The organism is Microbacterium sp. A93, assembly GCF_051842835.1.
The window spans coordinates 376,527-401,400 of sequence record NZ_JBPXMT010000002.1; the positions used below are offsets into that span (position 1 = coordinate 376,527).

At 68.5% G+C, this 24,874-nt stretch carries 24 protein-coding genes; 10 read left to right on the top strand and 14 right to left on the bottom strand.

Features of this window, described 5'->3' with window-relative positions:
- Window positions 1–64 precede the first annotated feature (64 nt).
- Window positions 65–1,204 (top strand): alanine dehydrogenase, encoded by a 1,140-nt coding sequence (gene ald, locus ACSU1G_RS05995; RefSeq protein WP_439279010.1) that lies wholly within the window; start codon window positions 65–67, stop codon window positions 1,202–1,204.
- Here the strand turns inward: ald and ACSU1G_RS06000 are convergent.
- Window positions 1,171–1,779, bottom strand: coding sequence for a DedA family protein (locus ACSU1G_RS06000; protein ID WP_439279011.1), 609 nt, complete (start codon window positions 1,777–1,779; stop codon window positions 1,171–1,173). The genes ald and ACSU1G_RS06000 overlap by 34 nt on opposite strands.
- An 83-nt stretch (window positions 1,780–1,862) precedes the next feature.
- Between ACSU1G_RS06000 and ACSU1G_RS06005 the strand changes: the two genes are divergently transcribed.
- Window positions 1,863–2,576 (top strand): GerMN domain-containing protein, encoded by a 714-nt coding sequence (locus tag ACSU1G_RS06005; RefSeq protein WP_439279012.1) that lies wholly within the window; start codon window positions 1,863–1,865, stop codon window positions 2,574–2,576.
- A gap of 80 nt (window positions 2,577–2,656) precedes the next feature.
- Here the strand turns inward: ACSU1G_RS06005 and pdxT are convergent, their stop codons facing one another.
- The 3 genes from pdxT to ACSU1G_RS06020 form a co-directional block, all read right to left on the bottom strand.
- Window positions 2,657–3,385 (bottom strand): pyridoxal 5'-phosphate synthase glutaminase subunit PdxT, encoded by a 729-nt coding sequence (gene pdxT / locus ACSU1G_RS06010; protein ID WP_439279013.1) that lies wholly within the window; start codon window positions 3,383–3,385, stop codon window positions 2,657–2,659.
- Window positions 3,382–4,362, bottom strand: a complete 981-nt coding sequence (gene pdxS, locus ACSU1G_RS06015) for a pyridoxal 5'-phosphate synthase lyase subunit PdxS (protein WP_439279014.1) — start codon at window positions 4,360–4,362, stop codon at window positions 3,382–3,384. Before pdxS ends, pdxT begins: the two co-directional genes overlap by 4 nt.
- Window positions 4,363–4,462: 100 nt before the next feature.
- The gene (locus ACSU1G_RS06020) at window positions 4,463–5,308 is read right to left on the bottom strand and encodes an HpcH/HpaI aldolase/citrate lyase family protein (protein ID WP_439279015.1); all 846 of its coding nucleotides are present in this window, start codon (window positions 5,306–5,308) and stop codon (window positions 4,463–4,465) included.
- A gap of 57 nt (window positions 5,309–5,365) precedes the next feature.
- On the opposite strand from ACSU1G_RS06020, the gene ACSU1G_RS06025 reads away from it, so the two are divergent.
- The 4 genes from ACSU1G_RS06025 to ACSU1G_RS06040 all read left to right on the top strand — a co-directional run bounded on the left by ACSU1G_RS06025 (window position 5,366) and on the right by ACSU1G_RS06040 (window position 8,834).
- A complete protein-coding gene (locus ACSU1G_RS06025; protein WP_439279016.1) occupies window positions 5,366–5,878 on the top strand; it encodes a helix-turn-helix domain-containing protein in 513 nt (170 codons plus the stop codon).
- 43 nt (window positions 5,879–5,921) lie between these two features.
- Entirely contained in the window at window positions 5,922–6,665 is a 744-nt protein-coding gene (locus ACSU1G_RS06030) for a hypothetical protein (RefSeq protein WP_439279017.1), read from the top strand.
- Window positions 6,666–6,789: 124 nt separating this feature from the next.
- Window positions 6,790–8,001, top strand: coding sequence for a PLP-dependent aminotransferase family protein (locus ACSU1G_RS06035; RefSeq protein WP_439279018.1), 1,212 nt, complete (start codon window positions 6,790–6,792; stop codon window positions 7,999–8,001).
- 179 nt (window positions 8,002–8,180) lie between these two features.
- Window positions 8,181–8,834, top strand: coding sequence for a PadR family transcriptional regulator (locus tag ACSU1G_RS06040; protein ID WP_439279019.1), 654 nt, complete (start codon window positions 8,181–8,183; stop codon window positions 8,832–8,834).
- A 4-nt stretch (window positions 8,835–8,838) separates the two neighbouring features.
- Here the strand turns inward: ACSU1G_RS06040 and ACSU1G_RS06045 are convergent, their stop codons facing one another.
- Window positions 8,839–10,263 (bottom strand): aminomethyl transferase family protein, encoded by a 1,425-nt coding sequence (locus ACSU1G_RS06045; RefSeq protein WP_439279020.1) that lies wholly within the window; start codon window positions 10,261–10,263, stop codon window positions 8,839–8,841.
- 232 nt (window positions 10,264–10,495) lie between these two features.
- On the opposite strand from ACSU1G_RS06045, the gene ACSU1G_RS06050 reads away from it, so the two are divergent.
- Complete coding sequence (locus ACSU1G_RS06050; protein ID WP_439279021.1) at window positions 10,496–11,533, top strand: ABC transporter substrate-binding protein; 1,038 nt, start codon at window positions 10,496–10,498, stop codon at window positions 11,531–11,533.
- Between the two features lie 74 nt (window positions 11,534–11,607).
- On the opposite strand, the gene ACSU1G_RS06055 is transcribed toward ACSU1G_RS06050, so the two are convergent.
- From ACSU1G_RS06055 to ACSU1G_RS06065, 3 genes are all read right to left on the bottom strand, one after another.
- Window positions 11,608–13,164 (bottom strand): acyl-CoA synthetase, encoded by a 1,557-nt coding sequence (locus tag ACSU1G_RS06055; RefSeq protein WP_439279022.1) that lies wholly within the window; start codon window positions 13,162–13,164, stop codon window positions 11,608–11,610.
- Between the two features lie 161 nt (window positions 13,165–13,325).
- Window positions 13,326–14,333 carry an ABC transporter substrate-binding protein gene (locus ACSU1G_RS06060; RefSeq protein ID WP_439279023.1) on the bottom strand — a complete coding sequence of 336 codons (1,008 nt, stop codon included), beginning with the start codon at window positions 14,331–14,333 and terminating at the stop codon, window positions 13,326–13,328.
- A 116-nt stretch (window positions 14,334–14,449) separates the two neighbouring features.
- Complete coding sequence (locus ACSU1G_RS06065; RefSeq protein ID WP_439279024.1) at window positions 14,450–15,454, bottom strand: ABC transporter substrate-binding protein; 1,005 nt, start codon at window positions 15,452–15,454, stop codon at window positions 14,450–14,452.
- Window positions 15,455–15,620: 166 nt separating this feature from the next.
- Between ACSU1G_RS06065 and ACSU1G_RS06070 the strand changes: the two genes are divergently transcribed.
- Window positions 15,621–16,097 (top strand): MarR family winged helix-turn-helix transcriptional regulator, encoded by a 477-nt coding sequence (locus tag ACSU1G_RS06070; RefSeq protein WP_439279025.1) that lies wholly within the window; start codon window positions 15,621–15,623, stop codon window positions 16,095–16,097.
- 34 nt (window positions 16,098–16,131) lie between these two features.
- Here the strand turns inward: ACSU1G_RS06070 and ACSU1G_RS06075 are convergent, their stop codons facing one another.
- The 5 genes from ACSU1G_RS06075 to ACSU1G_RS06095 form a co-directional block, all read right to left on the bottom strand.
- Window positions 16,132–17,148, bottom strand: coding sequence for an ABC transporter substrate-binding protein (locus tag ACSU1G_RS06075; RefSeq protein ID WP_439279026.1), 1,017 nt, complete (start codon window positions 17,146–17,148; stop codon window positions 16,132–16,134).
- Window positions 17,149–17,214: 66 nt separating this feature from the next.
- The gene (locus tag ACSU1G_RS06080) at window positions 17,215–17,685 is read right to left on the bottom strand and encodes a MaoC family dehydratase (RefSeq protein ID WP_439279027.1); all 471 of its coding nucleotides are present in this window, start codon (window positions 17,683–17,685) and stop codon (window positions 17,215–17,217) included.
- A 116-nt stretch (window positions 17,686–17,801) separates the two neighbouring features.
- A complete protein-coding gene (locus ACSU1G_RS06085; protein WP_439279028.1) occupies window positions 17,802–19,007 on the bottom strand; it encodes an acyl-CoA dehydrogenase family protein in 1,206 nt (401 codons plus the stop codon).
- Window positions 19,004–19,843 (bottom strand): amidohydrolase family protein, encoded by an 840-nt coding sequence (locus ACSU1G_RS06090; protein WP_439279404.1) that lies wholly within the window; start codon window positions 19,841–19,843, stop codon window positions 19,004–19,006. Before ACSU1G_RS06090 ends, ACSU1G_RS06085 begins: the two co-directional genes overlap by 4 nt.
- 86 nt (window positions 19,844–19,929) lie before the next feature.
- Window positions 19,930–20,859: an SDR family NAD(P)-dependent oxidoreductase gene (locus tag ACSU1G_RS06095; RefSeq protein ID WP_439279029.1), complete on the bottom strand. Its 930-nt coding sequence runs from the start codon at window positions 20,857–20,859 to the stop codon at window positions 19,930–19,932.
- Window positions 20,860–21,076: 217 nt separating this feature from the next.
- On the opposite strand from ACSU1G_RS06095, the gene ACSU1G_RS06100 reads away from it, so the two are divergent.
- Window positions 21,077–21,586: a MarR family winged helix-turn-helix transcriptional regulator gene (locus tag ACSU1G_RS06100; RefSeq protein WP_439279030.1), complete on the top strand. Its 510-nt coding sequence runs from the start codon at window positions 21,077–21,079 to the stop codon at window positions 21,584–21,586.
- A gap of 273 nt (window positions 21,587–21,859) precedes the next feature.
- The gene (locus ACSU1G_RS06105; protein ID WP_439279031.1) at window positions 21,860–23,254 is read left to right on the top strand and encodes an MFS transporter; all 1,395 of its coding nucleotides are present in this window, start codon (window positions 21,860–21,862) and stop codon (window positions 23,252–23,254) included.
- Window positions 23,255–23,372: 118 nt separating this feature from the next.
- Here the strand turns inward: ACSU1G_RS06105 and ACSU1G_RS06110 are convergent, their stop codons facing one another.
- Window positions 23,373–24,785: a flavin-containing monooxygenase gene (locus tag ACSU1G_RS06110; RefSeq protein WP_439279032.1), complete on the bottom strand. Its 1,413-nt coding sequence runs from the start codon at window positions 24,783–24,785 to the stop codon at window positions 23,373–23,375.
- Between the last annotated feature and the right edge of the window lie 89 nt (window positions 24,786–24,874).

Below are 24,874 nucleotides of genomic sequence, written 5' to 3' on the forward strand. Positions count from 1 at the left end.
CTGGCGCTCCCCCGATATTCCCCCGACATTCCCCGAAACGCCGCGGAGCGGCTAGCGTCGAGACATGCTGATTGGCGTCCCCACAGAGATCAAGAACAACGAGTTCCGCGTCGGTATCACCCCCGCCGGGGTCGCCGAACTCGTCCACCACCGGCACGAGGTCCTCGTCCAGGAGGGCGCCGGCGTCGGTTCCGGCCTGCCGGACGAGGACTACCGCCGGGCCGGGGCCCGGATGGTGCCCACGGCCGAGGAGGTCTGGGGCGAGGCCGAGCTGATCCTCAAGGTGAAGGAACCCACCGGCACTGAACGGCCGCTGATGCGCCGCGGGCAGGTCCTGTTCGCCTACCTGCACCTGGCCGCGGACCCGCAACTCACCCACGCGGTCCTTGACTCAGGCACCACGGCCATCGCCTACGAGACCGTCACCCGCGGACGCACCCTGCCGTTGCTGGCCCCGATGAGCCAGGTCGCGGGCCGTCTGGCCCCGGTGCTGGGCGCCTATCACCTGACCGAGGCCCAGGGCGGTTCCGGCATCCTGATGGGCGGGGTCCCCGGGACCCGCCGCGCCCGGGTTGCGGTGATCGGAGCCGGAGTCGCCGGGGAGGCCGCCGCCGTGATGGCCGCCGGCATGGGCGCCGAGGTGACGGTGGTGGACATCAACCTCGAGCGGCTGACCCAGCTGGACACCGTGCACCAGGGCCGGCTGCGCACGCTGGCCTCCTCGAAGCTGAACATCGCCGAGACGGTGGAGGCGGCCGACCTGGTGATCGGCTCGGTGCTGATCCCCGGTGCCGCGGCCCCCAAGCTCGTCACCGCGGACATGGTGGCGGCCATGCACCCGGGTTCCGTGCTCGTGGACATCGCGATCGACCAGGGCGGCTGCTTCGAGAACTCACGCCCCACCACCCACCAGGACCCGACGTACCGGGTGGGTGAGCAGATCTACTACTGCGTGGCGAACATCCCCGGGGCGGTCCCACAGACATCCACGGCGGCCCTGACGAACGCCACCCTGCCGTTCGTGCTGAAGATCGCGGACCGCGGCTGGCGTGAGGCCATGGCACAGGACGAGGGCCTGCTCTCCGGGCTCAACGCGCACGACGGCGTGCTCACCCATCAGGGGGTCACCGACGCTGTGGCCGGACCGCTGGGGCTGGACCCGCAGCTGGACTACCGGCCGGCGTCGGAGGTGGTGTCTTCCTGACCCCCACCATCACGGCCGCGGTAGCCGTCGATCCCACCGGCGTGTTTCGACGTGTGCTGCGCTCGTGATGCAGTGTGGGCGGCTCGGCGCTGCGCCCGCGAGGCCCTCAGCCGGGCCAGCCCACCGGTGCGCCACAGGATGAGGATGACGACGCCGGCCAGCGCCAGGACCAGCGCGATCAGCGCCACGGGACTGGCCAGGGCCGTGGTGATGACCGCCCAGACCACGGCCATGCCGACCGTGCCGTAGATGATCCCCCAGATCAGGGTGCCCAGCAGCATGACCGGGATGAAACGGCGCCACCGCATGCGGGTCATCCCGGCCGTGCCGATGACCGCCGTCTGGATGCCGACCGTCAGGAAGCAGAACGGGATGGCCCAAGGCCCCCACCGATCGATGAACTGCATGGCGCGCAGGTAGACCGGGCCGGACATGTAGCGGCGCAGGACGGTGTGCTCGGCGCCGGCGGCGATCCCGCGGCCCAACGAGTAGGTGACGGTGGCCCGGGCGGTGCCGAGGCCCCAGAAGAACAGGATGGCCCAGCCCAGCGGGAGTGAGGCGATCCAGTCCATCATGTGACCAGTCTAGATCCCGGTGAGGCGCCTCCAGGTCCCGGTGGGGCGTCGCCCCGGTGCCAGTCTCGTCTAAACTCAAGGGTATGAGCCGCCCCCGCATCGCACCGCGCCCCCTCCTCACCACCGGAGCCCTGACTGCCGTCTTGGTCCTCGGTCTGTCCGGCTGCGGGTTGGGCGGCGGAGACGCCACCGAGAGCCCCTCGACGTCTCCGACCCCTCCGAGCTCGTCCGCCTCCGAGAGCGCGCCCGCCTCGCCGTCGGCCTCCGAGTCCGTGTCTCCCTCCGCCTCCGCACCGAGCCAGTCCGCGAGCACCTCGCCCTCGACCAGCGCGAGCCCCTCAGCCTCTGAGTCCGGCTCCGAACCGGCCGCGGCTGCCACCGAGGCCACCGTGTACTGGGTGGGCCCCGCCGGCCAGGCCGGCGGCATCGAGTTCCCCGGTTGCGGCGAGGTGCTGATCGAGGACTCGGTCCCCGTCTCCGGCGCCGGCTCCGTGGGCGATCCGGCCCTCGTGGAGGCCGGGCTCCAGGCCCTGTTCGCGGAGCGGAACTTCGACGTGGGCAGCGACGGGCTGATGAATGCGCTCTACCAGTCCGAGCTCACCGTCCAGGACGTCACCATCGAGGGTGACACGGTCACGGTGGACCTGAATGGCCAGCCGATGTCCGGCGGCACCTGCGCCGACCCGCAGATCATCGCGCAGCTGCAGAACACGGCCATCGCCAACGCCGGCACCTACACCGCGGAGATCCTCGTGGACGGCGAGCCGATCGAGGAGTTCATGAGCCAGAAGGGCTGACCCCTCCGAACATCGAGGTCCCACGAAGTGGTGCTGGAACCCGGGTGCAGCACCACTTCGTGGGACTTCGATGGTGGGGGTCAGTGGATGAGGCTCTCCAGGAAGTAACGGTGGAAGGACCAGTCCCCCGTCACCTCCGGATGGAAGCTCGTGGCCAGCAGGTGGCCCTGCCGCACGGCCACGGGGAGCCCGCCGCCGTCCGGCGCCGCCTCCGGTCCCACGTCCGGCCCCACGTCCAACGCCGCCTCCGGTCCAGCATCCGGTCCCGTCAGGGCCGCACGGAGCTCGGGGCTCTCCAAGTCAGGGCTCTCCAAGCACGACGCCGGCACGCTCGCCAACACGTGTACGTCACCTCCCGCGCGGAGTACGGCGGGGGCACGGATGAAGACGGCGTGCACCGGCTCGCCGCTCACCTCCGGCACCTCGAGCCATGTCTCGAAGGAGTCCACCTGCGCGCCGAAGGCGTTGCGCTGCACGGTGATGTCCAGCCCGCCGAAGCCGTGCTGGCCGCCGATGGGGTTGGCGATCTGATCGGCCAGCATGATCATCCCGGCACAGGTGCCGTAGACCGGCAGCCCGGCGGCGATCGCCTGCCGGATGGCCGGGGCCACCCCGAGCAACCGGGAGAGTTTGTCCATGACGGAGGACTCCCCGCCGGGGAGGACCAGCCCGTCAAGCCCCGCCAGATCGGCGGCAGACCGCACCATCCGCACCCGCGCCCCCAAGGCGGTGAGCACCAGCTCGTGCTCGGCCACGTCCCCCTGGAGGGCGAACACCCCGACCAGCGGACCGGCGGGGCGGGAGGTCACCAGCCGCGTTCGGAGAGGCGGTGCGGCGCGGGCAGGTCACCCACGTTGATGCCGACCATCGCCTCACCCAGGCCGCGGGAGGCTGAAGCGAGAGCGCCGGCGTCGTTGTACTGGGCCGTGGCCCGCACGATCGCGGCGGCACGCGCCGCCGGGTTGCCGGACTTGAAGATGCCGGAGCCCACGAAGACGCCATCGGCGCCGAGCTGCATCATCAGGGCCGCGTCCGCGGGGGTGGCCACACCGCCGGCGGTGAAGAGCACCACCGGCAGCCTGCCCTCGCGGGCCACCTCGGCGACCAGCTCGTAGGGGGCCTGCAGCTCCTTGGCGGCCACGTACAGCTCGTCCTTGGACAGGGCGGAGAGCTTGGCGATCTCACCGCGGATGGTGCGGATGTGCTTGACGGCCTCGGAGACGTCCCCGGTGCCGGCCTCGCCTTTGGAGCGGATCATGGCCGCGCCCTCGGTGATCCGGCGCAGGGCCTCACCGAGGTTGGTGGCCCCGCAGACGAAGGGGACGGTGAAGTCCCACTTGTCGATGTGGTTGACGTAGTCGGCCGGGGAGAGCACCTCGGACTCGTCGATGTAGTCCACCTTCAAGGCCTCGAGGACCTGGGCCTCCACGAAGTGACCGATCCGGGCCTTGGCCATGACGGGGATGGACACGGCCTCGATGATGCCGTCGATCAGGTCCGGATCGGACATGCGGGCCACGCCGCCCTGGGCGCGGATGTCCGCGGGGACGCGTTCCAGGGCCATCACGGCCACGGCACCGGCGTCCTCGGCGATCTTCGCCTGATCAGCGGTGACCACATCCATGATCACGCCGCCCTTGAGCATGCCCGCCAGGCCGCGCTTCACCCGGGCGGTGCCGGTGCGGGGGGAGCCTTGGCCGGAGTCTTCGATGGACCCGGGGGTGGCGGCGTTGGCGTCGGCGTCGGAGGTGTACGAGGCCGAGGAGGTCTCGGGGGAATGTGTCATGTGTATCTGGGTCCTTCGTGGTGTCGCTGCCCGGAGTGAAGGAGATCACGTGGGTGCAGGTGGGTTCGAATTTACCCCGTACCGGCGAACTACCGGTACGTCAGGCGTTCCAGAGGCCGTAGGAGTCGGCCAGGTCGGCGATCTTCTGGGCGCGGGCCAGGCGGGGCAGGTAGGAGCCGTCCCCCACGGAGGCCCCGGACTGGTGGGCCTCCAGCATGTCCACGGCCCAGGAGAGCTCGTCCTCGGACGGTGACAGGGCCAGGTTGATGGACTCCGCCTGCCCGCGGTTCAGGCACAGCCGTCCGGTCATGCCCATTGACTGGGTGACGCGGGAGGACTCGACCACGGCCGGGGTCTCGTCGGTGACCCCGGGAGGGCCGTCGATCGCGCCGGGGAGTTTGCCCACGCGGGAGGCGATCACGAGCCGCGAGCGCGCATAGGCCATGGCCATCGGGTCATCCGAGATGCCGGTGTCCTTGCGGAAGTCGTTGGTGCCGAAGGCCAGGCGGAAGGTGCCCGGGGCTTTGGCCACCGCGGTGGCGTTGTCCAGCCCCACCGCGGTCTCGATCAGGGCGATCACGGGGGTGCCGGCGCGCAGCCTCATGGCGGTCAGCGTGACCTGCTCGGGCTGCTCGGCCAAGGCCAGCATCACGCCGCGCAACCCCTGGGTCTGGGAGAGCGCCTCGAGGTCCTGCTGCCAGTCATCGGTGTCGATGCCGTTGATCCTGACCCAGGCGGACATGCCGCCGTTGAGTGCCTCCACCACGTTGGCGCGCGCGGCGTCCTTCTGATCGGCCGGGACGGCGGCCTCCATGTCGAAGAGCACCGAGTCCGCCTCGGAGGCCAGCCCCGGGGCGAAATCCTCCGGCTTCGCCGCATTCACCAGGAGCCAGGATCGGCTCAATTTGGCGGGCAGTGAGGCGGCACGACTGTTACGCAGGGGCATGGTTCCCAGCCTACCCGCGCCCAGGACGCCCCGCAGGCAGGCAGGTAGCCTGAGGCCATGGCCGATGAGATCCCCGTCCTCACCCGCAGCCTGACCCTCGGCCCGCTGGACCAGACCGAGCGGGACATCCTCGCCCGCCTCCCGGGGCTCCCCCGTCCCGCGGAGGGCGGCCAGGGACAGGACCAGGGCACGACGACGGACGCGACCGTGGTGCTGGACGGCACCACCGTGCGGCTCGGCCCGGCGGCCACGGAGGCGGTACTCGGGTTACTTGACCGTCTCGCCTCGGGGGCCACGGTCACGGTGTCCGAGCAGGACCGCTGGCTGAACACCTCACAGGCGGCCCGATTGGCGGGGGTCTCCAACACCTATCTGCGCCAGCTGGCGGATCGGGGCGAGATCCCCGTGACCTACCGCGGTACGCACCGGCGCATCCATCCCGACGACGTCACGGCGTGGGTGCGCCGTCGCGAGCAAGCGCGGGAGGGTGAGCGGGAACGGGAACGGGAACGGGAACGGGCTCAGGAAAACGTGCTGGAGCGCGACGGGACGCCCGGCACACCGACGTAGGATGGTCAGGATTCCCGCCGTCGACGTGCCCTCCAGGAGCCCCATGCCCCCGCGCCCCCGCTCGGAACGTCCGTCCGGTCGCCCGGCCCCGCGCCGGGTCGCCGCCGGGCTGGTCGGCGCCCTGGCCGCCGTCGTCCTGGCCGGCTGCTCCATCTTCCCCGCCCCCGGCGAGACACCCACCGATGAGGACGGCCGCGCCCTGCCGGCGGCGGACGCCTCGGGGTATACGGCCGCGCCGCTGTATTTCGTGGCCCTGAACGGCGCGTTCCCTCCGGACACCACGGGCCGGGACATCGCCTGCCAGGACCTGCTGGTGCGGGCCGAGACCACCCCGGTGAAGTCAGAGGATCTGGTGGGCACTGCGGTCGGCTTCCTGCTGGAGGACGAGCAGTACAGCCACGGCGATCCGGCCCTGACCAACTCCTTGGATCCCTCCGAGGGCGGGCTGAGCTACACATCGCACCGGATCGAGGCGGACACCGTGGTGGTCGAGCTGACCGGGGAGGTCGTGACGCGCAGCCAGTGTGAGTCCTTCCGGATCCGCGCGCAGCTCAACCGGACCGCCGCGGACGCAGCCGGTGTGCCGAAGGCGGAGATCCTCGTGGACGGCTTGCGGATCGAGGAGATCCTGGGGCTGGACGAGCTGGAGCTCGGGGAGCAGATCGTCACCCCACCGGCAGACACCCCCGGCACCGAAGGCACCGGGGACACCGAGGGCACCGGGGACACCTCCTCTGAGATGCCCCTGGATGAGATCGGGGACCCGGACCAGCTCAACGACGGCTGAGGCAGCGGGGCGGCCGGCAACGAGGCGGTGAGGGTGCGAAGCGGCCGACGGCCAGGCGGCCAGCCCTGATCCTCGGCCCCGTCGGCCCTTCCTGACCCGCACGCCGCGTTGCTAGCATCGGCCCATGGGCGATCCTTCAGCGTTTCTTTCACACCGCGCGCGCAGCGTGAAGCAGTCCGCTGTCCGTGACGTCTTCGACCTGGCCATGGCCCCGGGGATCGTCTCCCTGGCCGGAGGCAACCCCTGGCTGGACGACCTGCCCCTGGACCGCCTCGGCGGGATCGCGGATGAACTCGTGGCGCGGCAGGGACACCTCAGCCTGCAGTACGGCGCCGGCCAGGGGACCCCGGAGCTGCGGGACGCCGTCTGCTCGGTGATGGTCGCGGACGGGATCAGCGGCGCGGATCCGGAGCAAGTGGTCATCACGCCGGGCTCGCAGGCTGCCATCGACACCGCGGCCCGCATGCTCGGCAACCCCGGGGACGTGGTGGTGGTGGAGGATCCCACGTTCGTGGGTGCCCTGAACACCTTCAACACATGGGAGCTGGAGGCCGTGACCACCCCCACGGATGACGAGGGGTTGATCCCCGCGCTGCTGCGCAACACCCTGCAACGACTGCGGGCGGAGGGGCGGCGGGTGGCGTTCCTGTACACGATCCCGTCCTACGCCAACCCCTCCGGCGCCCTGATGCCCGCCGAGCGGCGGGATGAGGTCGCGGCGGTCTGCCACGAGGAGCGGGTGCTGATCGTGGAGGACAACGCCTACGGCCAGCTCGGCTTCTCCGATCCGCCCGTGGCCCCGATCGCCGCAGCCCACCGGGACCAGGTGATCTACCTCGGCACCGTCTCCAAGATCTTCTCCCCCGGGGTGCGCATCGGCTGGGCGCTCGTGCCGCCGGCGCTGCTGCGGGAGTTCTACCTCTCGGCGGAGTCGGCCTTCGTGTGTCCATCCGTGCTCAGCCAGATGCTCTCCACGGCGTTCCTCACCCGCTTCGACTGGCAGGGGCATGTGGCCCGCTGCACCGACGAGTACGCCCGCCGCTGCGACGCCCTCGTGGACGAGATGGAACAGACCCTGGACCCACGCGTGCGCTGGACACGGCCCGCCGGCGGCTTCTTCGTCTGGGCGCGCATGCCCGACGAGTTGGACACCCTGCCGCTGATGCACACCGCGGCGGAGGCCGGCGTGGTGTTCGTCCCCGGCGGCGCCTTCACCCCGGGAGACGGACCACACCCGCACTTCCGGCTCGCCTTCTCCTTCGTGGACCCCGAGACGCTGCGTGAGGGCGTGCGGCGGCTGGCCCCGGTGCTCAACGCCGCCCTCCCGGCCGCCTGACCCCACCAGGCGCAAAGTGACCTGGCCCCCACCGGTGTGACGTGGCGGGGTCACTTTCTGCCCGTTCAGATCCCTATGGGCATAGGGTTTGGACTCTGTGACGCTACAGTGGTGCGAATCGCCGAATCGGCCGGTGCCGCACCGTGTGCCCGAGGCGTCCGGCAGGAAGGATGGACCGAATGTCCCTGCGTAACGCGCTGCTGGCTCTACTCACTGTGGAGCCCATGACCGGATACGACCTGGCCAAGCGCTTCGGTTCCTCCGTGGGCAACGTCTGGCATGCGCCGGACTCCCAGATCTACCCGGAACTGCGACGGATGCTGCAGGACGGTCTGCTCGAATCCGAAGAGGTCGCGTGGGGCCGCAAGGGACGGAAGATCGAGTACACCATCACCGAGCAGGGCCGAACGGCCTTCGGCGACTGGATGGATTCTGACCTGCAGTGGACCCGGGACCGGGACCCCATGCACCTACGGGCCGCGTACTTCGAGTACGCCACCCCGGACCGCGCCCGCGCGCAGTTGATGGCCTACCGGGAGCACATCCGCCAGATCCGCGGCCAGTGGCAGCACCAGATCGACGAGGTCGAGGCAGGCACCTCGGAGACCCTGAACCGGCGCCTGCAGTCCGTCCCCGCATCGGAACACCGCCGCTCGACGGCGTTCAAGAAGTTCACCTACGAGGGCCTGGTGGCCCGGGCCGACGCGGAGATCTCGTGGGCTGACCGGGGACTGGTACTCCTCGACGAGCTGGATGCCTTGGATGCAGCAGACGCCGCAGACACCCCAGAGAGCGCGGACCAGGCCACCGCCTCCTCCTCGTCGTCTAGCTAGTCGTCTAGGTCTCGGACGTATTCGCGCGGTACGTGGTCCGCGCGTACTCCTGATAGGGCGCCGGTGCCACCGTGGCACGGATCCTCACCTGCCGGTGGTCCTGGTCCACCTGGGGCTTGGCGGAGACGGGGTCCTCACCCCACACCACCTCGACCAGATCTCCGTCCTGCAGGGCCGCATCCACGGTGGCCAGGGACAGGTACATCTGCGGGAAGGCCACATAGCCGGCATCCGTGGAGATACCCACCCGTCGGCCGTCCCGGAGGACCTCGTCCATCTGGTAGAAGCCGTAGCGGGCCTTCGGGAAGTCCAGGTACTTGGCCGGGACGCCCTCCTCCACCTGGGAGCGCACGATCGCCGCCACGTCCTCCGCGTCCCAGATCAGGGTCACCTTGCGCCGGGACTGGTTCTCGGCATGCCGCTCCAGGGCCGCTCGCCCGTGGAAGTCATGGTTGAACCTCACCGAGCGACCGAGTCCGAGGTCGTAGGGCGTGACGTAGTAGTCCTCGATGTTCTCCGAGTACAGGGAGCCACCGATCGATCCCGCGCGAGCCGCCGGCAACCAGGCACGGTACTCGGCGAAGTCCTCGCCGAAGATGGCCGGCAGCGGCGTGGGGACCCAGCCCGATTCCAGCGGCGAACTGGAATAGGCCTTGGCCCCGACCTGCCGGATCCCGTGCTCCGCCCCCGCTTCCAGCAGAGCGCCGTGAACGGCCTCATGGTCCACCCACGGGCCGTAGAACTCGAAGCCGGGCTGGCCCGCCATGCCGTGGCGCAAGGCCTTGACGTCCTTACCGGCGATCCTCACGTCGGCGATGTGGAAGAACTTCACGTCCGGCACCGGACCGCCGAAGACCTTCTCCATGACCCGGTCGGCCTCCGGCCCCTGCAACTCGTACCGGTAGAAGGTGGGCGGACCCGAGCGCATGGTCGAGTTCGGGTCGAGCCGCTGGTGGACGTCCTTCCCGGCCGCCTGGGCCTTCTCCACGTTGAATCGGATCCAGTCGATCTGGATGTGGTGGCCCACCAGCACCAGGCCCTCCGGCCCCTCCGCGTTGTAGAACAGGATGCCGTCACCGATCAGGTAGCCGTCCTGGTTCACGGTGATCAGCTGTTTGGCCACCCCCGGGCGGAACGTGGCGAAGGTGTTCGGGGAGAGGGACTCGAGCAGCGGGATGAGGTCGGCACCGCCGAGGAACAGCTGGGTCATGTGGTGCGACTGGTCCATCAACCCCACCGTGGTGCGCCACGCGCGCTGCTCGTCCCGCCAGTTCGTGAACTCGGGGGTGATGGGAAAGGTGATGGACGGCCAGTTCTGGTTGCGCAGGAACTCGACAGGGCTGCCCACGCGATCGATGGCCTGGGCCAAGGACTCGGTGGTCTCAGTGGCCTCGGGCCGTGATGCGGTCTGCGATGCGGTTTGTGGCATGGCGGTACTCCTCCCGAAGTGGTCCGCGTCCGAGCCCACGGGATCCCGTGAGGGGGCGTACGGAGCCGGTGCCTCCAGCCTAGGCACGATGCCGGGACGGTGCCGACCCGGGTCCCTTTGAAAGGGATGACCGGCCGGAGGTGCGCCCGGGCATGTCACCGTGGTTCAGGTCACACCATCCACGGTGGTCGTGGCCTGTCATCCCCGCCCATCCACCGTCCAGGAGTCCGCCATGACCCGGCCCCGCCCGTCCACCCGCGCCACCCGCGCCACCCTCACCACCCTGTCCGCCGTCGCCGCCGTCAGCCTGTTCCTGACCGGCTGTTCGGCCGGAAGCCCGAGTGGATCGGAGTCCTCCGCCCCCGAGGCCGAGCCGGCCGCCGCCTCGGGAGAACTCACGCCCGTCTCCGTGGGCCTGCTGCCCATTGCCACCTCCTCCGCCGTCCCACTGGGCATCGAGGAGGGGATCTTCGAGAAGCACGGCCTCGAGGTGACCATCCAGCAGGGCCAGGGCGGCGCCGCCCTGCTGCCGGCGGTCTCCAGCGGCAACATCGAGTTCGCCGTCGGCAACCCGCAGTCCATCCTGTTGGCCAACAGTCAGGGCCTGGACATCAGGATCCTGGCAGGCTATTCGACGAGCTACGAGAACGTGGACGACCCCGAGGACCAGGCTCCCAGCGGCGTGGTCACGCTGAAGGATTCCGGCATCTCCTCCTGGAAGGACCTGGAGGGCCAGCGTGTGGCCGTCAACACCCTCAACACCCAGGGCCACCTGACGATCATGCAATCCGTGGAGGCCGATGGCGGCGATCCGCAGGCGGTGGAGTTCACCGAGATCGGGTTCCCGGACCAGCTGGCCCAACTGGAACAGGGGAACATCGACGCCGCGTGGTTCCCCGAGCCGTTCCTCAACCAGGCCCGGTCCCAGGACGATATCCGGTTCATCGGCGACTCACTGCGGGCCATCGACAACCTGTACTCCATGGTGACCTTCACGAACGGCGACTACGCCGAGGCGAACCCGGAGGTGGTGGAGGCCTTCCGCGACGCCATCGCCGAGTCCACCGACCTGGCCATGGCTGACGAGGACGCCTTCCGCGCCGCGATTGTGGACTACACCGGCATGGACGCCGAGGTGGTGGATGCCCTGAACCTCGAGTACCTCTCCGCGGACCTGGACCGGGCCGTGCTGGAGGAACTCAGCGCCACCGCCCACAAGTTCGGATTCCTGGACTCGGAGCCGGACCTGGATCAGATGATCCTGGACTGACACCGAGATGAACGACGACGGCCGCGCACCCCGGGTGCGCGGCCGCCGTCGTGCTGTGGTGGTCTTTCCTCCGGTCAGCCGAACTGCTTACGCAGGTCCGGCTTGCGGATCTTGCCGGAGGCCGTGCGCGGCATCTCCTCGGTGAACACCACGGACTTGGGGATCTTGTAGCGCGCCAGCTTGCCCTGGAGGTGTTCCAGGACCTCCGTCTCGGTCAGCTCGTGCCCTTCGCGGACCACGATCACGGCCTTGGGCACCTCGCCCCACTTCTCGCTCGGCACGCCGATCACGGCCACTGCCGCCACCGCATCGAGCTGGGAGATCTCCTGCTCCACCTGGGCGGGGTAGACGTTCTCGCCGCCCGAGATGATCATGTCCTTGAGGCGGTCGGAGATGAACACGAAGCCCTCCTCGTCCCGGTAGCCCATGTCACCGGTCTTCAGCCAGGTGCCGTCCTCGGCCTCCACGAAGGAGTCCCGGGTGGCGTCCTCACGGTTCCAGTAGGCCTTGATGACGTTGGGGCCCTGGACCTGGATCTCCCCGACGTCCCCGGGGGCGCAGACCACGCCGAGTGGGTCCACGATCCGCACGAAGGTGTGGAACTGCTGCAGCCCGGAGGAGCCCTGCTTGGACCGGGAGTAGCGTGCCGGCAGGGTGGTGGCGCCCGGGGACGTCTCGGTCATGCCGTAGCCGTTGGTGAAGGACAGGCCCTTCTTCTCATAGGCCTCCAGCACGCGCAATGGCACGGCGGAGCCGCCGCAGGTGAGCTGGCGCAGCGAGGAGATGTCCGCCGACTCCCAGTCCGGGTGTTCGGCCAGCAGCTGGAACGTGGTCGGCACGCCGGAGAGGAAGGTGGCCCGGTGCTTCTCCACCAGTTCCAGCACACGGCCGGGCTCGAAGCGCGGCTCCAGGACCAGGGTGCCGCCCTTGAGCAGGGTCGGCAGCGCGCCCATGCCCAGGGAGGCCACGTGGAACATCGGCGCGATCATCAGGGACACCCCGTCGGACATGATGTCCATGTCCGTGATGACGTTGAAGGCGTTCCACGTCAGGTTGCCGTGGGTGAGCATGGCCCCCTTGGGCTTGCCCGTGGTGCCGGAGGTGTAGAGGATGATCGCCAGATCATCGAGGCTGACCGCGGTGTCCGGGTGCACGAGCTCTCCGCTAGCCAGCAACTGCTCGTAGTCGACCGACTCGAGATCGCCCTCCTGCCGCTCGGCCGGCACGGGTGTGCCGTCCTGGACCAGGGCGAGGAGCCCGACGTCGGTCCCGCGACTTCCCGAGAGAGCCAGCGGTTCCATGGTGGCCGAGGCAATCAACACGGTGGACCCAGAGTCCGTCAGGGCGAAGGTGATCTCCGGCGGTGCCAGGCGGGTGTTGAGGGGCACGAAGACGGCCCCGAGGGAGCCGACGGCGAAGAGTGTCTCGAGGAACGAGGGGTAGTTCTCCCCCAGGTAGGCCACCCGGTCGCCCTGCTGCACCCCGCGCTGCGCCAGGGCGTCTGCCAGCCGATCGATGCGGACGGCCCAGTCGTCGTACGTCAGCTCACCGGCGGCGCTGATGACGGCGACGTTCCCGGCGGACTTGATGCGGCGGCGATGGATCCAGTCTCCGATTCCACGGTTGATCATGCGTTCCTACTCCTCGTGGCGGCTGATGCAGTTCGACTGCGTGGCTGTGCGGCTGTGTGGCTGTGTGGTTGTGTGGCGGACCACACCTGACTCCATTGTGGGCCATTCCGTTGACTAATTCAATGATTGCCGAAGGCATGCATGGATCGGGACGGAAAGGACTACTGGCCGGCGCCGTCCACCAGCAGGTCGCTGGTGGCCGGGATCTCCTCGATCAGGTCCATCTCCCTCAGGATCTCGGCCATCCGCTCGAGGGAGGCGACGTTGTGCAGCTGCGGAAAGGCCGGCATGGTCAGCTCATCCACGGTCTCCGCGTCGATGGAGGTGTAGCTGGACAGGATGGCCTTCGCGTCCTCGGGGTGGTCCGTGGCGTACTGCTGGGACTCCTTCATGGCGGCGGTGAAGGCCTCCACGAGCTCCGGGTCCTGCTCGATCAGCTGATCCGTGGTGAAGTAGCCGGAGACCGAGAGGTCCTGGACGGGCTCGGCGAAGAAGCCATAGATGTTCCGCGCCCCGCCCTGTTCCGCCATCGTCACGAAGGGCTCCACGGCGGTGATGGCGTCCACGTTGCCGGCTTGAAGCTGGCCGACCATGTCCGGGAATCCGACCTCCACGAAGTCGACGCCCTCCACGGTGCCGCCGGCCTGCTTCACCCCCTCGTACGCCGTGGCGTGGTTGATGTTGTTGAGCGTGTTCACGGCCACCCGCCGGCCCTCGAGATCCGCCATGGACTGGATCTCGGAATCCCCCGGGACCATGACGGCGGCCGCGTCGTCCTGACCGTCACCGGTGGACTGTGGGCCGGTGGCCACGATCTTCAGGGGCAGCCCGGCATCACGGCCGATGATGATGGAGGCGACGTTGGAGAAGCCGAAGTCCATCTGGCCGGACTGGACGGCCGGCACGATCGCGGCCCCACCCTGGGCCAGGGTGAGCGTGACGTCCAGGCCGTGGTCCTCGAAGATGCCCTCCTGGACGCCGAGGTAGATGGAGGCCACGTCCACGATGGGGATGACCCCCACCTCGATGGGCGTGAGCTCACCCGAGGTGGTGGCGTCAGCGGCCTCAGCCGAGGACCCTCCACCCCCGGAGGTGGATCCCGACCCGCAGGCGGTCAGGGCAAACAGGGCGGCCGCGGTGACGGCGAGGGTGCGCAGTGTTCTGGGCATGGTGGGAGCTCTCTCAAGAAGGGGGTACGGATGATGGGGGGCGAACAGCACAGCGTGGCCAGACTCCCCTGGAGGAACCTGGCCACGCTGGGCTGCTCGCCGGGTGCGATGCGTTGCTACTGGACGATCAGGTCCTCGGTCAGCGGGATCTCATCGATCAGCCCGGTCTCGAGGGAGAGCTCGGCGATCCGCTCCAGGGAGGCGACGTCATGGTCCTGCGGGAAGCGCGGCATGGTCAGCTCCTCGATCACGTCCGCCTCCAGGGAGGTGTATTCCGGCAGCACGGCCTTGGCTTCCTCCGGGTGGTCCGTGGCGTACTGCTGGGACTCCTTCATGGCGGCGGTGAACGCCTCCACGAGCTCCGGATCCTGCTCGATCATCTGATCCGTGGTGAAGTAGGCGGCGATGGACAGGTCCGGCACCGGCTCGGCGTACTGGGCGTACACGCGCTTCGCCCCGCCCGCCTCGGAGAGCGTCACGAACGGCTCCACGGCGCCGATGGCGTCCACGTTGCCGGCCTCCAGCTGGGCCACCATGTCCGGGAAGGCCATCTCCACGTACTCGATGGACTCAGGATCGCCGCCCTCCTGCTTCATGCCCTCGGAGATCACGGAGTCGTTGATGTTGTTCAAGGTGTTGACGGCGATCCGCTTGCCCTCGAGATCGGCCAACGACGTGACGTCGGAGTCCTCCGAGACCATCACGTGGGCGAAGTCGTCCTCGGCCTCACCCGTGGTCTGCGGTCCGGTGGCCACGATCTTCAGCGGCAGGCCGGCGTCGCGCCCGATGATCAGGGAGGTGACGTTGGAGAAGCCGAACTCCATCTGACCGGACTGGACGGCCGGCACGATGGCGGCACCGCCCTGGGCGAGGGTCAAGGTCACGTCCAGGCCGTGGTCCTCGAAGATACCCTGCTCCACACCGAGGTAGATCGGGGCGACGTCGACGATCGGGATGACCCCGACCTCGATCGGGGTCAGTTCGCCGCCGGCCGCGGCGGATTCGGATCCGGCGGCGGGTGCGTCAGTGGCGCCCTCCCCGGTCGGTGAGCCTGAACCGCAAGCGGTCAGGGCCAGCAGTGCGGCTGCCCCCACGGCGGCAACGCGAAGATTCCTCATCATGATGGTGCTCCTGGACATGAAGTGCGAGAGGCGTCCAGCCGGGGGTGGCTGGGCCTGTAAGGTGAATCACAGCTTATCAGCGGCTAACCGCCGGACCAGCGTTTTCCATGAGTATGTCAATAATATTGTTTTCCAGCCGTGAGTCGGCACGTCAGGAGGCTCGACGGTGAGCGAGAACGGTTCCCCCCACTACGATGGATGGGCTCCACCCCGGGTGTTCCGCAGCCTCGCCGTCCGCCGGCTCCTCAGCCGCCACGGCCACCTGTGGAGCGAGCACGTCTCCGCGGAGCACACGAGCATCCAGTTCGGCCTGCTGCTGTGCCTGGCCCGCTCCGAGTCCGGGTTGAGCCAGACGGAGATCGCCTCCGAGCTCGCGGTGGACAAGGCCTCCCTGACCGAACTCGTGGGCCGCATGGCCTCGCGTGGACTCGTCGCGGTGCACCGGGACGCCCGGGACGGCCGCCGCCGGGTGGCCACCCTGACGGAATCCGGCCAGGAGCTGCTCACGGCCCTGCACGGACGTGCCCTGGACGTGAACCGCCGCCTCTTCGCCCCGCTGTCCGAGGCTGAGGCGGACCAGCTCATGGGACTGCTGGAACGGGTCCTGGCCTACGGCCCCGCCGAGGCACCCGAAACCTCCTGAGCGAGAAGGCGCCGGGTGCCGGGTGCCGGGCGGGCTACTCGCCGCCCTCCCAGTAGAGCCGCTCGACGTCCGGCTCGTTGTCGATGAAGCCGAACTTCACCATGAGCTGGCCGGACTCCTCGATCTGCTGCTTGCGGATCTCCCCGGACAGCTCCTCCATCTTGAGGCTCTGGGCCACCTCCTCCGGCAGGCTGATGAAGTCGACGAGCGCGGCGCGGACGCCCTCCTCATCCTCGGTGGCAGCCGCCAGCGACTCGGTCATGGCGTCCACGAACTGCTGGGTGACCTCGGGGTTCTCCTTGGTGAACGACGCCGAGGAGAAGGTCACCATGGTCGGCATGCCGGGCACGGCCTCCTGGAAGGAGTAGCCGACGAGCTCGTTCTTCTCATCGGCCAGCGCGTTGCTCAGGAACGGCTCCGGGACCCAGATCGCGTCCGTGTTCCCGCGCTCCAGCTGGGCCGGCATGTCCTGGAACGGCATCTCGGAGAAATTGACCGCCGAAGGATCACCACCCGCCTTCTCCACGGACTCCATGATGGTCAGGTCGCCCTGGGTCTGGAGCGCGTTCACCGAGACGGTCATGCCGCCCAGGTCCCCGAAGCCGTCGATCCCGGCGGCCTTGGTGGTCACCACTCCGGCGATGTCATCGCCCTCGGCCAGCGAGTTCGAGTACCCGGCCACGATCTGCATCTCCAGGCCGCGGTCGTTGGCGTTCATCACGGACTGCGGGTTGCCGACGCCGAAGGTGATCTGCTCATTGGCCACCGCCGGGAGCATGGCGGCCCCCGCGTTCGAGGTGGACAGCTCCACGTCCAGGCCGTGCTCCTCGAAGATGCCGTTCTCGATGCCGTAGTAGACGCCCACGGACGGGGCGATCGGCAGGACGCCGACCGTCACCTCGGTGAGCTCACCGGAGGCACCGGCGGACTCCGAGGCGCCGGCCGGCGCGGTGCTTTCGGCGTTGTCCGTAGGCGATCCGGAGCCGCAGCCGGTGAGGGCCAGGCCCGCCACGGCAACGACACCCATGAGGGATGTGAGCTTCTTCTTCATTTCTACTCCTGAGGGTCGCACCCGGCGGGGGTGCCGGGCATCGGGGGGAACCTGAGAGCGGATGCCTCAGGCATAGAAGCGGGAGAGGAACGTGGCCACCACGGCCGGGCGCTCCGAGCCCTCGATCTCGATGGTGGCGTCGGTGACCAGGTGCAGACCGTTGCCCTTGACCTCGGAGACCTCCCGGACGACCACGTTCATGCGGATCCGGGCGCCCACCTTCACGGGCGAGGTGAAACGGACCTTGTCCAGACCGTAGTTGACCTTCGTCGACACACCGGTCACGTCGAACAGCTCGGACCACATCGGGATGAGCAGGGCCAGGGTCAGGAAGCCGTGGGCGATCGGGGTGCCGAAGGGGCCGTCCTTGGCGCGCTCGGGGTCCACGTGGATCCACTGCTGGTCATCCGTGGCATCGGCGAAGGTGTTGATCTGCTCCTGGGTGATCTCGCGCCATTCCGAGTGACCCAGATCGGTGCCGGCGAGATCCTTGACGTCCTCGAAGGCGACAACGGTCTTGGCGGTGGTTTCAGTCATGGTGTTCTCCTCTTAGTATGTTCTACATCACAATAGTTTGAAAGTGCAATGGACATGGCCCTGTGGTGATCAAGTCGTGACCCTGGTGGTCCTGACCTGCGCGGTGCGGACGGTGCTCAGACGAAGGCACCGACCCCGGTGACGGCCCGGCCCACGATCAGCGCATTGATCTCGTGGGTGCCCTCATAGGAGTAGATCGCCTCAGCGTCGGCATGGAACCGGGCCACATCTGTGTCCAGGGTGATGCCGTTGCCCCCGCAGACCTCCCGGGCCAGCGCCACGGTCTCCCGCAGCATCAATGAGGTCTGCATCTTGGCCAGGGCCGAGTTCTCGTCCTTGAACACCCCGGCCGCCTGCTGCTCGGTCAGCTGTACCACCATCCCGAGGGAGGCGGTGAGGTTGCCGAGCATGCGGGCGAGCTTCTCCTGGATCAGTTGGAACCCGGCCAGGGGGCGACCGAACTGTTCCCGCTGCCTGACATACCGCAGCGCGGCCTCGTAGGCGCCGGCCTGGGCCCCCGCGGCCATCCAGGACACATCGGAGCGCATGGTGCGCAGGCAGCGGGCCACGTCCTTGAACGAGTTGATGCCCTGCAGGCGCGCCTCCTCGGGTACCCGGACGTCCCGGTACTCGAGGTGCGCGTTCTGCATGATCCGCAACGAGGCCTTGTTCGGGATGATCGTCATGGACACCCCTGCCGCCTCGCGCGGCACCAGGAAGCACTTGACCTGGCCATCAGCGGTGTCCCGCGCGAAGGTGGCCATCACATCCGAGACGGAGGCCCCACCGATCCAGCGCTTGGCACCGTTGATGGTCCACTGCCCGGTGGCCTCGTCCCGGGTGGCCGAGGTGGCCAGCCCGCCGGCCACATCCGAGCCGTGGTCCGGCTCGGTCAGCGCGAACACGCCGGTCAGCTCGTAGGACTGGATCCTCGCGTCCAGCTCCCGCGCCTGCTCCGGGGAGCCGCCGAGGGTGCAGACCGTGCGGAACAACCCGGCCTGGGCGTTGTAGAGCGTGCCGACGTTGATGTCACAACGGGCCAGCTCGAAGTTGCGGAAGCCGGTGAGCAGGTCCCGCACCGGCTCCCCCGCCGCACGCAGCGCCGGCGGGTCCATCAGCTCGAGCCTGCGGACTGCCTGCAGCAGCTGGTCCGGCAGTTCGGCCCGGTCCCACGCCTCGTTCAGTTGGGGGTAGACCGACTGCTGCAGGTCCTCCCGCAGATCCCGGATCACCCGGCGTTCGGCGTCGGTCAGCCGCTCCGCGAAACCGAAGAGGTCGGAGGGGATCACCGCCCCGGTCACGGCCGGGTGATCCGCGCTCATACCCTGTCCAGTCCGAGCAGCCGCACCGCGTTGTCCTTGAGGATGCCGGGGCGCACCTCATCCTTGAGCGGCAGCTCGGCGAAGGCCTTCATCCACTTCTCCGCCGTGATCAGCGGGAAGTCCGTGCCGAAGAGGACCTTGCGGGCCAGCACGTTGTTGGACTGGCGGACCAGGGACTCCGGGAAGTACTTCGGGGACCAGCCGGAGAGGTCGATGTACACGTTCGCCTTGTGGGTGGCGATCGAGTTGGCCTCGTCCTGCCACGGCACCGAGGGGTGGGCCATGATGATCGGCAGGTTCGGGTGGTCCGCGGCGACCTCGTCCAGCAGCAGCGGGTTGGAGTACTTCAACTTGATGCCACGGCCGCCGGGCATCCCGGCGCCCATCCCGTTCTGGCCGGTGTGGAAGATGCACGGCAGCCCGATCCGCTCCAGCTCGTCCCACAGGGGGCGGAACTGTTCGTCCGAGGGGTCGAAGCCCTGGACCGAGGGATGGAACTTGAAGCCGCGCACGCCCAGCTCGTCCACCTGTCGACGGGCCTCCACCAGTGCCGCCTGGCCCTTGCGGGGATCCACGGAGCCGAAGGGGATCAACACATCGTTGTTCCGGGCGCAGCCGGCCACGAGGTCGTCGATCGAGTTGGGTGCACGCCCCATCTGGGTGCTGGCGTCCACGGTGAAGACCACCGCGGCCATCTGCTGGCCCCGGTAGATCTCGGCGATCCGGTCGATCGACGGGGTCCGCTCCTCGGACTTGAAGTACTTCGAGGAGGCCTCCATGATGTCATCCGGCATGGCCACGTGGCCGTGGCCATCCACCTCCAGGTGCACGTGCATGTCCAGCGCGGTGATGGCCTCAACGTCCACGGCGCAGGTGTAGCGCACGGCGCCGCCGTTCTCGCCGGCCGCGTTCATGCCCGCGCTCACTTGGCGTTCTCGGGCTGCAGCTCGGCCGGCAGCTCGGGCATCTTCTCGCCCACGGTCTGCAGGTTGGCCTCGAGCAGGGCCTTGCCCTCGGCGAGCATGGTCGCGTAGTCCCAGCCGCCGTCATGGAACTCGGTGACCACGGCCTCCGGGTGGGACCAGACCTGCAGGCGGTCCCCGCCCACGCCGATGGCCTGGCCGGTGACACCGGCGGCCTCCTCCGAGGACAGGAACGCGATCAGGCCGGCCACATCCTGGGCAGGCCCGAAGCCGAGGTCCTTGCGGAAGAACTCCGGCATGGCCTCGCCGCGCTCATCGGCCTCCACGGCGGCCTGGAAGAACGGGATGGTCTTGGTCATGGCGGTGGCGGCCACCGGGATGACGGCGTTGACGGAGACGCCGGCCTTCTTCATCTCCATCGCCCAGGTGCGGACCATGCCCACGATCCCGGCCTTGGCGGCGGCGTAGTTGGTCTGGCCGAAGTTGCCGCGCTGACCGGTCGGGGAGCCGATGGTGACGATGCGGCCGGCCACGCCGTTCTCCTTGAAGTAGGCGAAGGCGGAGCGGACGCAGGTGAAGGTGCCCTTGAGGTGCACGTTGATGACCAGGTCGAAGTCCTCGTCCGTCATCTTCAGCAGGGACTTGTCCCGCAGGATGCCGGCGTTGGTGACGAGGATGTCCAGGCCACCGAAGGCGTCGACCGCGGTCTTGACCAGCAGGTCAGCGGTCTCGGAGGAGCCGACCGGGGCCACCACGGCAGTGGCCTGGCCACCGGCCTCAGTGATGGACGCCACGGCCGAATCCGCGGCCTCCTGGCTCACGTCGTTGATGACGACGGACGCGCCCTGGCGGGCCAGCTCCTGCGCATAGGCGAGGCCGAGGCCTGCTCCGGAACCGGTGACGATGGCGATTTTTCCCTTGAGGGACATGGGAACTCCTTGCGTAGCGGTGGCTCTGGTCCTGCGGAGCAGAGCGGGGACGATTCTGACGGGCACAGCACCTGCCGGTGCTCCTATAGACCATGACAACCCATACTGTTGATAAAGTCAATGATGTAGATTCTCCCGAGAACGTCGATCCGCGGAATCAACCCGGACGGCTACACTTGAACAAATCAACTAAGTGACGAACGGTTGCGAGAAACGCATGTCCTCCCCCACTGAGCAGGCCACTCCCGAGCAGGACCACTCCGAGTCGGCCGCCGCCGCTGACAGCCCCACCGAGGGCGCCGGACGTTTCCTCGAATCCGATCTGGCTCGCCAGATCCACTTCCTCACCGCCAGGGCGCGAGGGCGCGGCATCAGCCACGCCAACAGCCAACTGGAAGGCCTCGACCTGAAGGTCCGCCAGTTCTCGGTCCTCTCCCTGGCCGCCAGCGGACTGAACCCCTCCCAGCGCGAGCTGGGCGAGTTCCTCTCCCTGGACCCGAGCCAGATCGTCGCCCTCGTGGACCACCTCGAGAAGCGCGGCGCCGTCCGCCGCGAGACCGACCCACGGGACCGCCGCTCCAAGATCATCGTGGCCACCGAGGCCGGCCAGCAGCTCCACGTACAGGCCCTGCAGATCCTCGAGGACTCCGAGGACCACACCCTCTCCACCCTCTCCCCCAAGGAGCGCAAGCAGCTGCGCTCACTCCTGCTCAAGATCGCGTTCTGACACCCCCGCGGTCCCCGCGGCCCCCGCGGCCCCCGCCACCACCTTCACCACCTTCACCACCTCCTTCCCAACCATCTTCCCGACGGCGGCCGCGCACCCCAGGTGCGCGGCCGTCGTCGCGCTGTGCCTCCTTCACTTTCTGGACTGAAAGCCGTGAAGTGCTCAATGATTGACTTTCTCAAACAAAAAGCGTTACATATACGTAGCGTGCTTCAGGTCACAGCCGCGTGGCCCACCGGAAGCGACCTTCCCCGTCCCTGACTGGAGGACACCATGTCCCTTGACACCGCCTCGGCCGGCTCTCCGGCCGCAGCTTCGGCCCCCGCCCCGGATCTGGCGCACCTGGACCCCGCCGTCAGGCGCCGCGAGTCCCGCCGGGTCATCCTCTCGAGCTATCTCGGCTCGACCATCGAGTTCTACGACTTCCTGCTCTACGCCTCGGCCTCCGCCCTGGTCTTCCCCACCGTGTTCTTCACCGGCCTGGACCCGTTGGCCGGGGCGATCGCCTCCTACGGCACCTTCGCTGCGGGCTACCTCGCGCGTCCCCTCGGCGGTGCGGTCTTCGGCCACTTCGGAGACCGGCTGGGCCGCAAGAAGATGCTCGTGCTCTCGATGCTCATCATGGGCGTGGCCTCCACCCTGATCGGCCTGGTCCCGGGCGCCGCCACCATCGGCAGCTGGGGCGCGGTCATCCTCATCTTCCTGCGCGTCTGCCAGGGCATCGCCGTCGGCGGCGAGTGGGGCGGGGCCGCCCTGATGGCCCTGGAGCACTCCGAGAACGGCAAGCGCGGCTTCGCCGCCTCCTTCACCAACGCGGGCGCACCGACCGGCGCCGCCCTGGGCACGTTCATCCTGGGGACCTTCGCCGCCGTCCTGCCGCAGGAGGAATTCCTGGCCTGGGGCTGGCGCGTCCCGTTCCTGCTGTCCTTCGCACTGCTGATCGTCGGCATGGTCATCCGCGCCAAGATCAGCGAGTCCCCGATCTTCGAAGCCGCACTCGCCCAGGAGGAGGCCCAGAAGGCCGCTGGCGAGACCACCCGGAAGAAGCTGCCGATCATCGAGGTGCTGCGCCGCCCGAAGGCCCTGCTGCTGACCATGTTCGCCGGCGCCTCCGGGTTCGGCCTGCAGGTGCTGCTGGCCACCTTCGCGGTGCAGTACTCCACCGAGGCCGGCTCGGAGCGTTCCTCCGTGCTCTACGCCTTCGCCCTGGCCTCGATCTTCTCCATCTTCTTCGTGGTCTGGTTCGGCCACCTCTCCGACCGCTTCGGCCGCCGGCCGGTCATGATCGCCGGGTTGATACTGTTCGCCGGCTTCCTGTTCCCGCTGTTCGGGATGCTGACCTCCACCAACTGGTTCGTGCTGCTGCTGGCCTTCACCGTCGCCCTCGGCCTGCACGGGATGATCTACGGCCCGTTGGCCGCCTTCATCGCCGAGCAGTTCGGCACCGGCTCCCGCTACACCGGAGCCTCCCTGGGCTACCAGCTCGCCACCCTGCTCGGCGCCGGCTTCACCCCGACCATCCTCGCCACCCTTTACGCAGGCCCCGGCGGCGGCACCTCGATCGTCCCGGTGGCGGTGTTCCTGGGCGGGATGGCAGTGGTGTCCATCGTCGCGCTCGTGCTGACCCGCGAGTCCAAGGACCACGACCTGGCCACCCACGAGCACTGACGCGGGGTACCGAAGAGTACGACGACGGCCGGTCGCCTCCCGCGGGACGCGACCGGCCGTCGTCGTAGGCATAGGCGTGCCCCTGATGTCCGGGCGGGCCGCCGTTCAGCGTGCCGACTCAGGAAGTGGGGGCTGCTTCCGCCACGGGCTCCGGGCCGTCCATGGCTCCATTGAGCACGGACTTCTCCGGGGTCGAGAGGTAGCGCTCCAGTGAATCGTCCAACTCATTCAGCCACGTGGTGTGGTGCTCGGCGGCCATGGTGCCGGTCAGGACGGACCGGTAGGGCTTGTCCCGGTAGGTCAGGATGTTCTTCTGCTTGTCCGACTTCCAGGCCAGGAAGATCCGCACCACTTCATCGAGGTCGAACATCGGGTAGTCGGTGGCGTCGATGAGATCCCTGATGTAATCCGCCTGGAAGCGCACATCGTCGGCATCGCCGTCGAGCTCCTGGAAGCGGTTGCGCCAGGACTTCATGTGGGCGGCCCGCTGCTCGGCGGACGGCAGGCCGGCCCGCCCCATGATGAGGTCACGCACGTACCAGGCCTGAGCGTCGAACATGTTGAACGTGAACCACTGGTCCTGGGCGCCGAGGTAGTAGACCTTCGGGTTCTTCTGCCACACCACGCCCCGGTACAGGCCGGAGGGGTAGATGTTGTTGCGGGAGTGCAGGGCCAGGTCCGAGGACAGGAAGGGGTACTTGTGCAGGTACCCGGTGCACAGGATCACGGCGTCGAACTCGCGGGTCTCGCCGTTGGTGAAGCGCACCGTCTCCCCCTCGAAGTGGTCGACGAGCGGCAATTCCTCCATGCCTTCGGGCCAGTCGTAGCCCATCGGGCCGGTGCGGTAGGACATGGTCACCGAACGGGCCCCCATCTTGAAGGCCTGCACGCCGATGTCCTCGGCGGAGTAGGAGGCGCCGATCAGCAGCACCCGCTTATCGGCGAGCTTCTCGGCACCTCTGAAGTCGTGGGCGTGGTGCAGGGTGCCGGGGAAGGTCTCGATTCCCTTGAAGTCCGGGACGTTCGGGTAGGAGAAGTGGCCGGTCGCCACGATGACCCGGTCGAACTCAGACGTGGTGGTCTTGTTGGACCTCAGGTTCTCCACCGTCACAGTGAACGTGTCCTGGTCCCGGTCGTAGTCGACCCAGCGGACCGCCGTCGAGAACTGGACCTTCTCCTTGACGTTCGACTTCCGGACCCGTCCGTCGATGTAGTCCCACAAGGCCTCGCGCGGCGGGTAGGAGGAGATCGGCCGGCCGAAGTGCTCGTCGAAGGTGTACTCCGCGAACTCGAGGGCCTCCTTCGGGCCGTTGGACCAGAGGTTGCGGTACATCGACGAGTGGACGGGCTCCCCGTACTTGTCGATGCCCGAGCGCCAGTTGTAGTTCCACTGGCCGCCCCAGTCATCCTGCTTCTCGTAGGCGACGATCTCGGGAATCTTCGCCCCCGCCCGCTGCGCCGACTCAAAGGCCCGCAAGGCGGCGATGCCGCTGGGTCCAGCTCCGATGATGGCGATGCGCTGTCTAGACATGACTTCCCTTCCGGCCACCTCGGCCGATTCCAGTTCTCGTCGAAAACCGGCGGAAGCACTTGAACACGGACGCCGTTCCAACGCGTCAC

Coding starts and splice junctions, on each gene's coding strand:
- ACSU1G_RS06005 (WP_439279012.1), top strand. CDS start 1,863: ATGAGCCGCCCCCGCATCGCACCGCGCCCCCTCCTCACCACCGGAGCC.
- ACSU1G_RS06105 (WP_439279031.1), top strand. CDS start 21,860: ATGTCCCTTGACACCGCCTCGGCCGGCTCTCCGGCCGCAGCTTCGGCC.
- ACSU1G_RS06060 (WP_439279023.1), bottom strand. CDS start 14,333: ATGCCCAGAACACTGCGCACCCTCGCCGTCACCGCGGCCGCCCTGTTT.
- ACSU1G_RS06045 (WP_439279020.1), bottom strand. CDS start 10,263: ATGCCACAAACCGCATCGCAGACCGCATCACGGCCCGAGGCCACTGAG.
- ACSU1G_RS06000 (WP_439279011.1), bottom strand. CDS start 1,779: ATGATGGACTGGATCGCCTCACTCCCGCTGGGCTGGGCCATCCTGTTC.
- ACSU1G_RS06095 (WP_439279029.1), bottom strand. CDS start 20,859: ATGTCCCTCAAGGGAAAAATCGCCATCGTCACCGGTTCCGGAGCAGGC.
- ACSU1G_RS06035 (WP_439279018.1), top strand. CDS start 6,790: ATGGGCGATCCTTCAGCGTTTCTTTCACACCGCGCGCGCAGCGTGAAG.
- ACSU1G_RS06040 (WP_439279019.1), top strand. CDS start 8,181: ATGTCCCTGCGTAACGCGCTGCTGGCTCTACTCACTGTGGAGCCCATG.
- ACSU1G_RS06020 (WP_439279015.1), bottom strand. CDS start 5,308: ATGCCCCTGCGTAACAGTCGTGCCGCCTCACTGCCCGCCAAATTGAGC.
- ACSU1G_RS06110 (WP_439279032.1), bottom strand. CDS start 24,785: ATGTCTAGACAGCGCATCGCCATCATCGGAGCTGGACCCAGCGGCATC.
- ald (WP_439279010.1), top strand. CDS start 65: ATGCTGATTGGCGTCCCCACAGAGATCAAGAACAACGAGTTCCGCGTC.
- ACSU1G_RS06085 (WP_439279028.1), bottom strand. CDS start 19,007: ATGAGCGCGGATCACCCGGCCGTGACCGGGGCGGTGATCCCCTCCGAC.
- ACSU1G_RS06055 (WP_439279022.1), bottom strand. CDS start 13,164: ATGATCAACCGTGGAATCGGAGACTGGATCCATCGCCGCCGCATCAAG.
- ACSU1G_RS06030 (WP_439279017.1), top strand. CDS start 5,922: ATGCCCCCGCGCCCCCGCTCGGAACGTCCGTCCGGTCGCCCGGCCCCG.
- ACSU1G_RS06065 (WP_439279024.1), bottom strand. CDS start 15,454: ATGATGAGGAATCTTCGCGTTGCCGCCGTGGGGGCAGCCGCACTGCTG.
- ACSU1G_RS06090 (WP_439279404.1), bottom strand. CDS start 19,843: ATGCACGTGCACCTGGAGGTGGATGGCCACGGCCACGTGGCCATGCCG.
- pdxS (WP_439279014.1), bottom strand. CDS start 4,362: ATGACACATTCCCCCGAGACCTCCTCGGCCTCGTACACCTCCGACGCC.
- ACSU1G_RS06100 (WP_439279030.1), top strand. CDS start 21,077: ATGTCCTCCCCCACTGAGCAGGCCACTCCCGAGCAGGACCACTCCGAG.
- ACSU1G_RS06075 (WP_439279026.1), bottom strand. CDS start 17,148: ATGAAGAAGAAGCTCACATCCCTCATGGGTGTCGTTGCCGTGGCGGGC.
- ACSU1G_RS06025 (WP_439279016.1), top strand. CDS start 5,366: ATGGCCGATGAGATCCCCGTCCTCACCCGCAGCCTGACCCTCGGCCCG.
- ACSU1G_RS06080 (WP_439279027.1), bottom strand. CDS start 17,685: ATGACTGAAACCACCGCCAAGACCGTTGTCGCCTTCGAGGACGTCAAG.
- ACSU1G_RS06050 (WP_439279021.1), top strand. CDS start 10,496: ATGACCCGGCCCCGCCCGTCCACCCGCGCCACCCGCGCCACCCTCACC.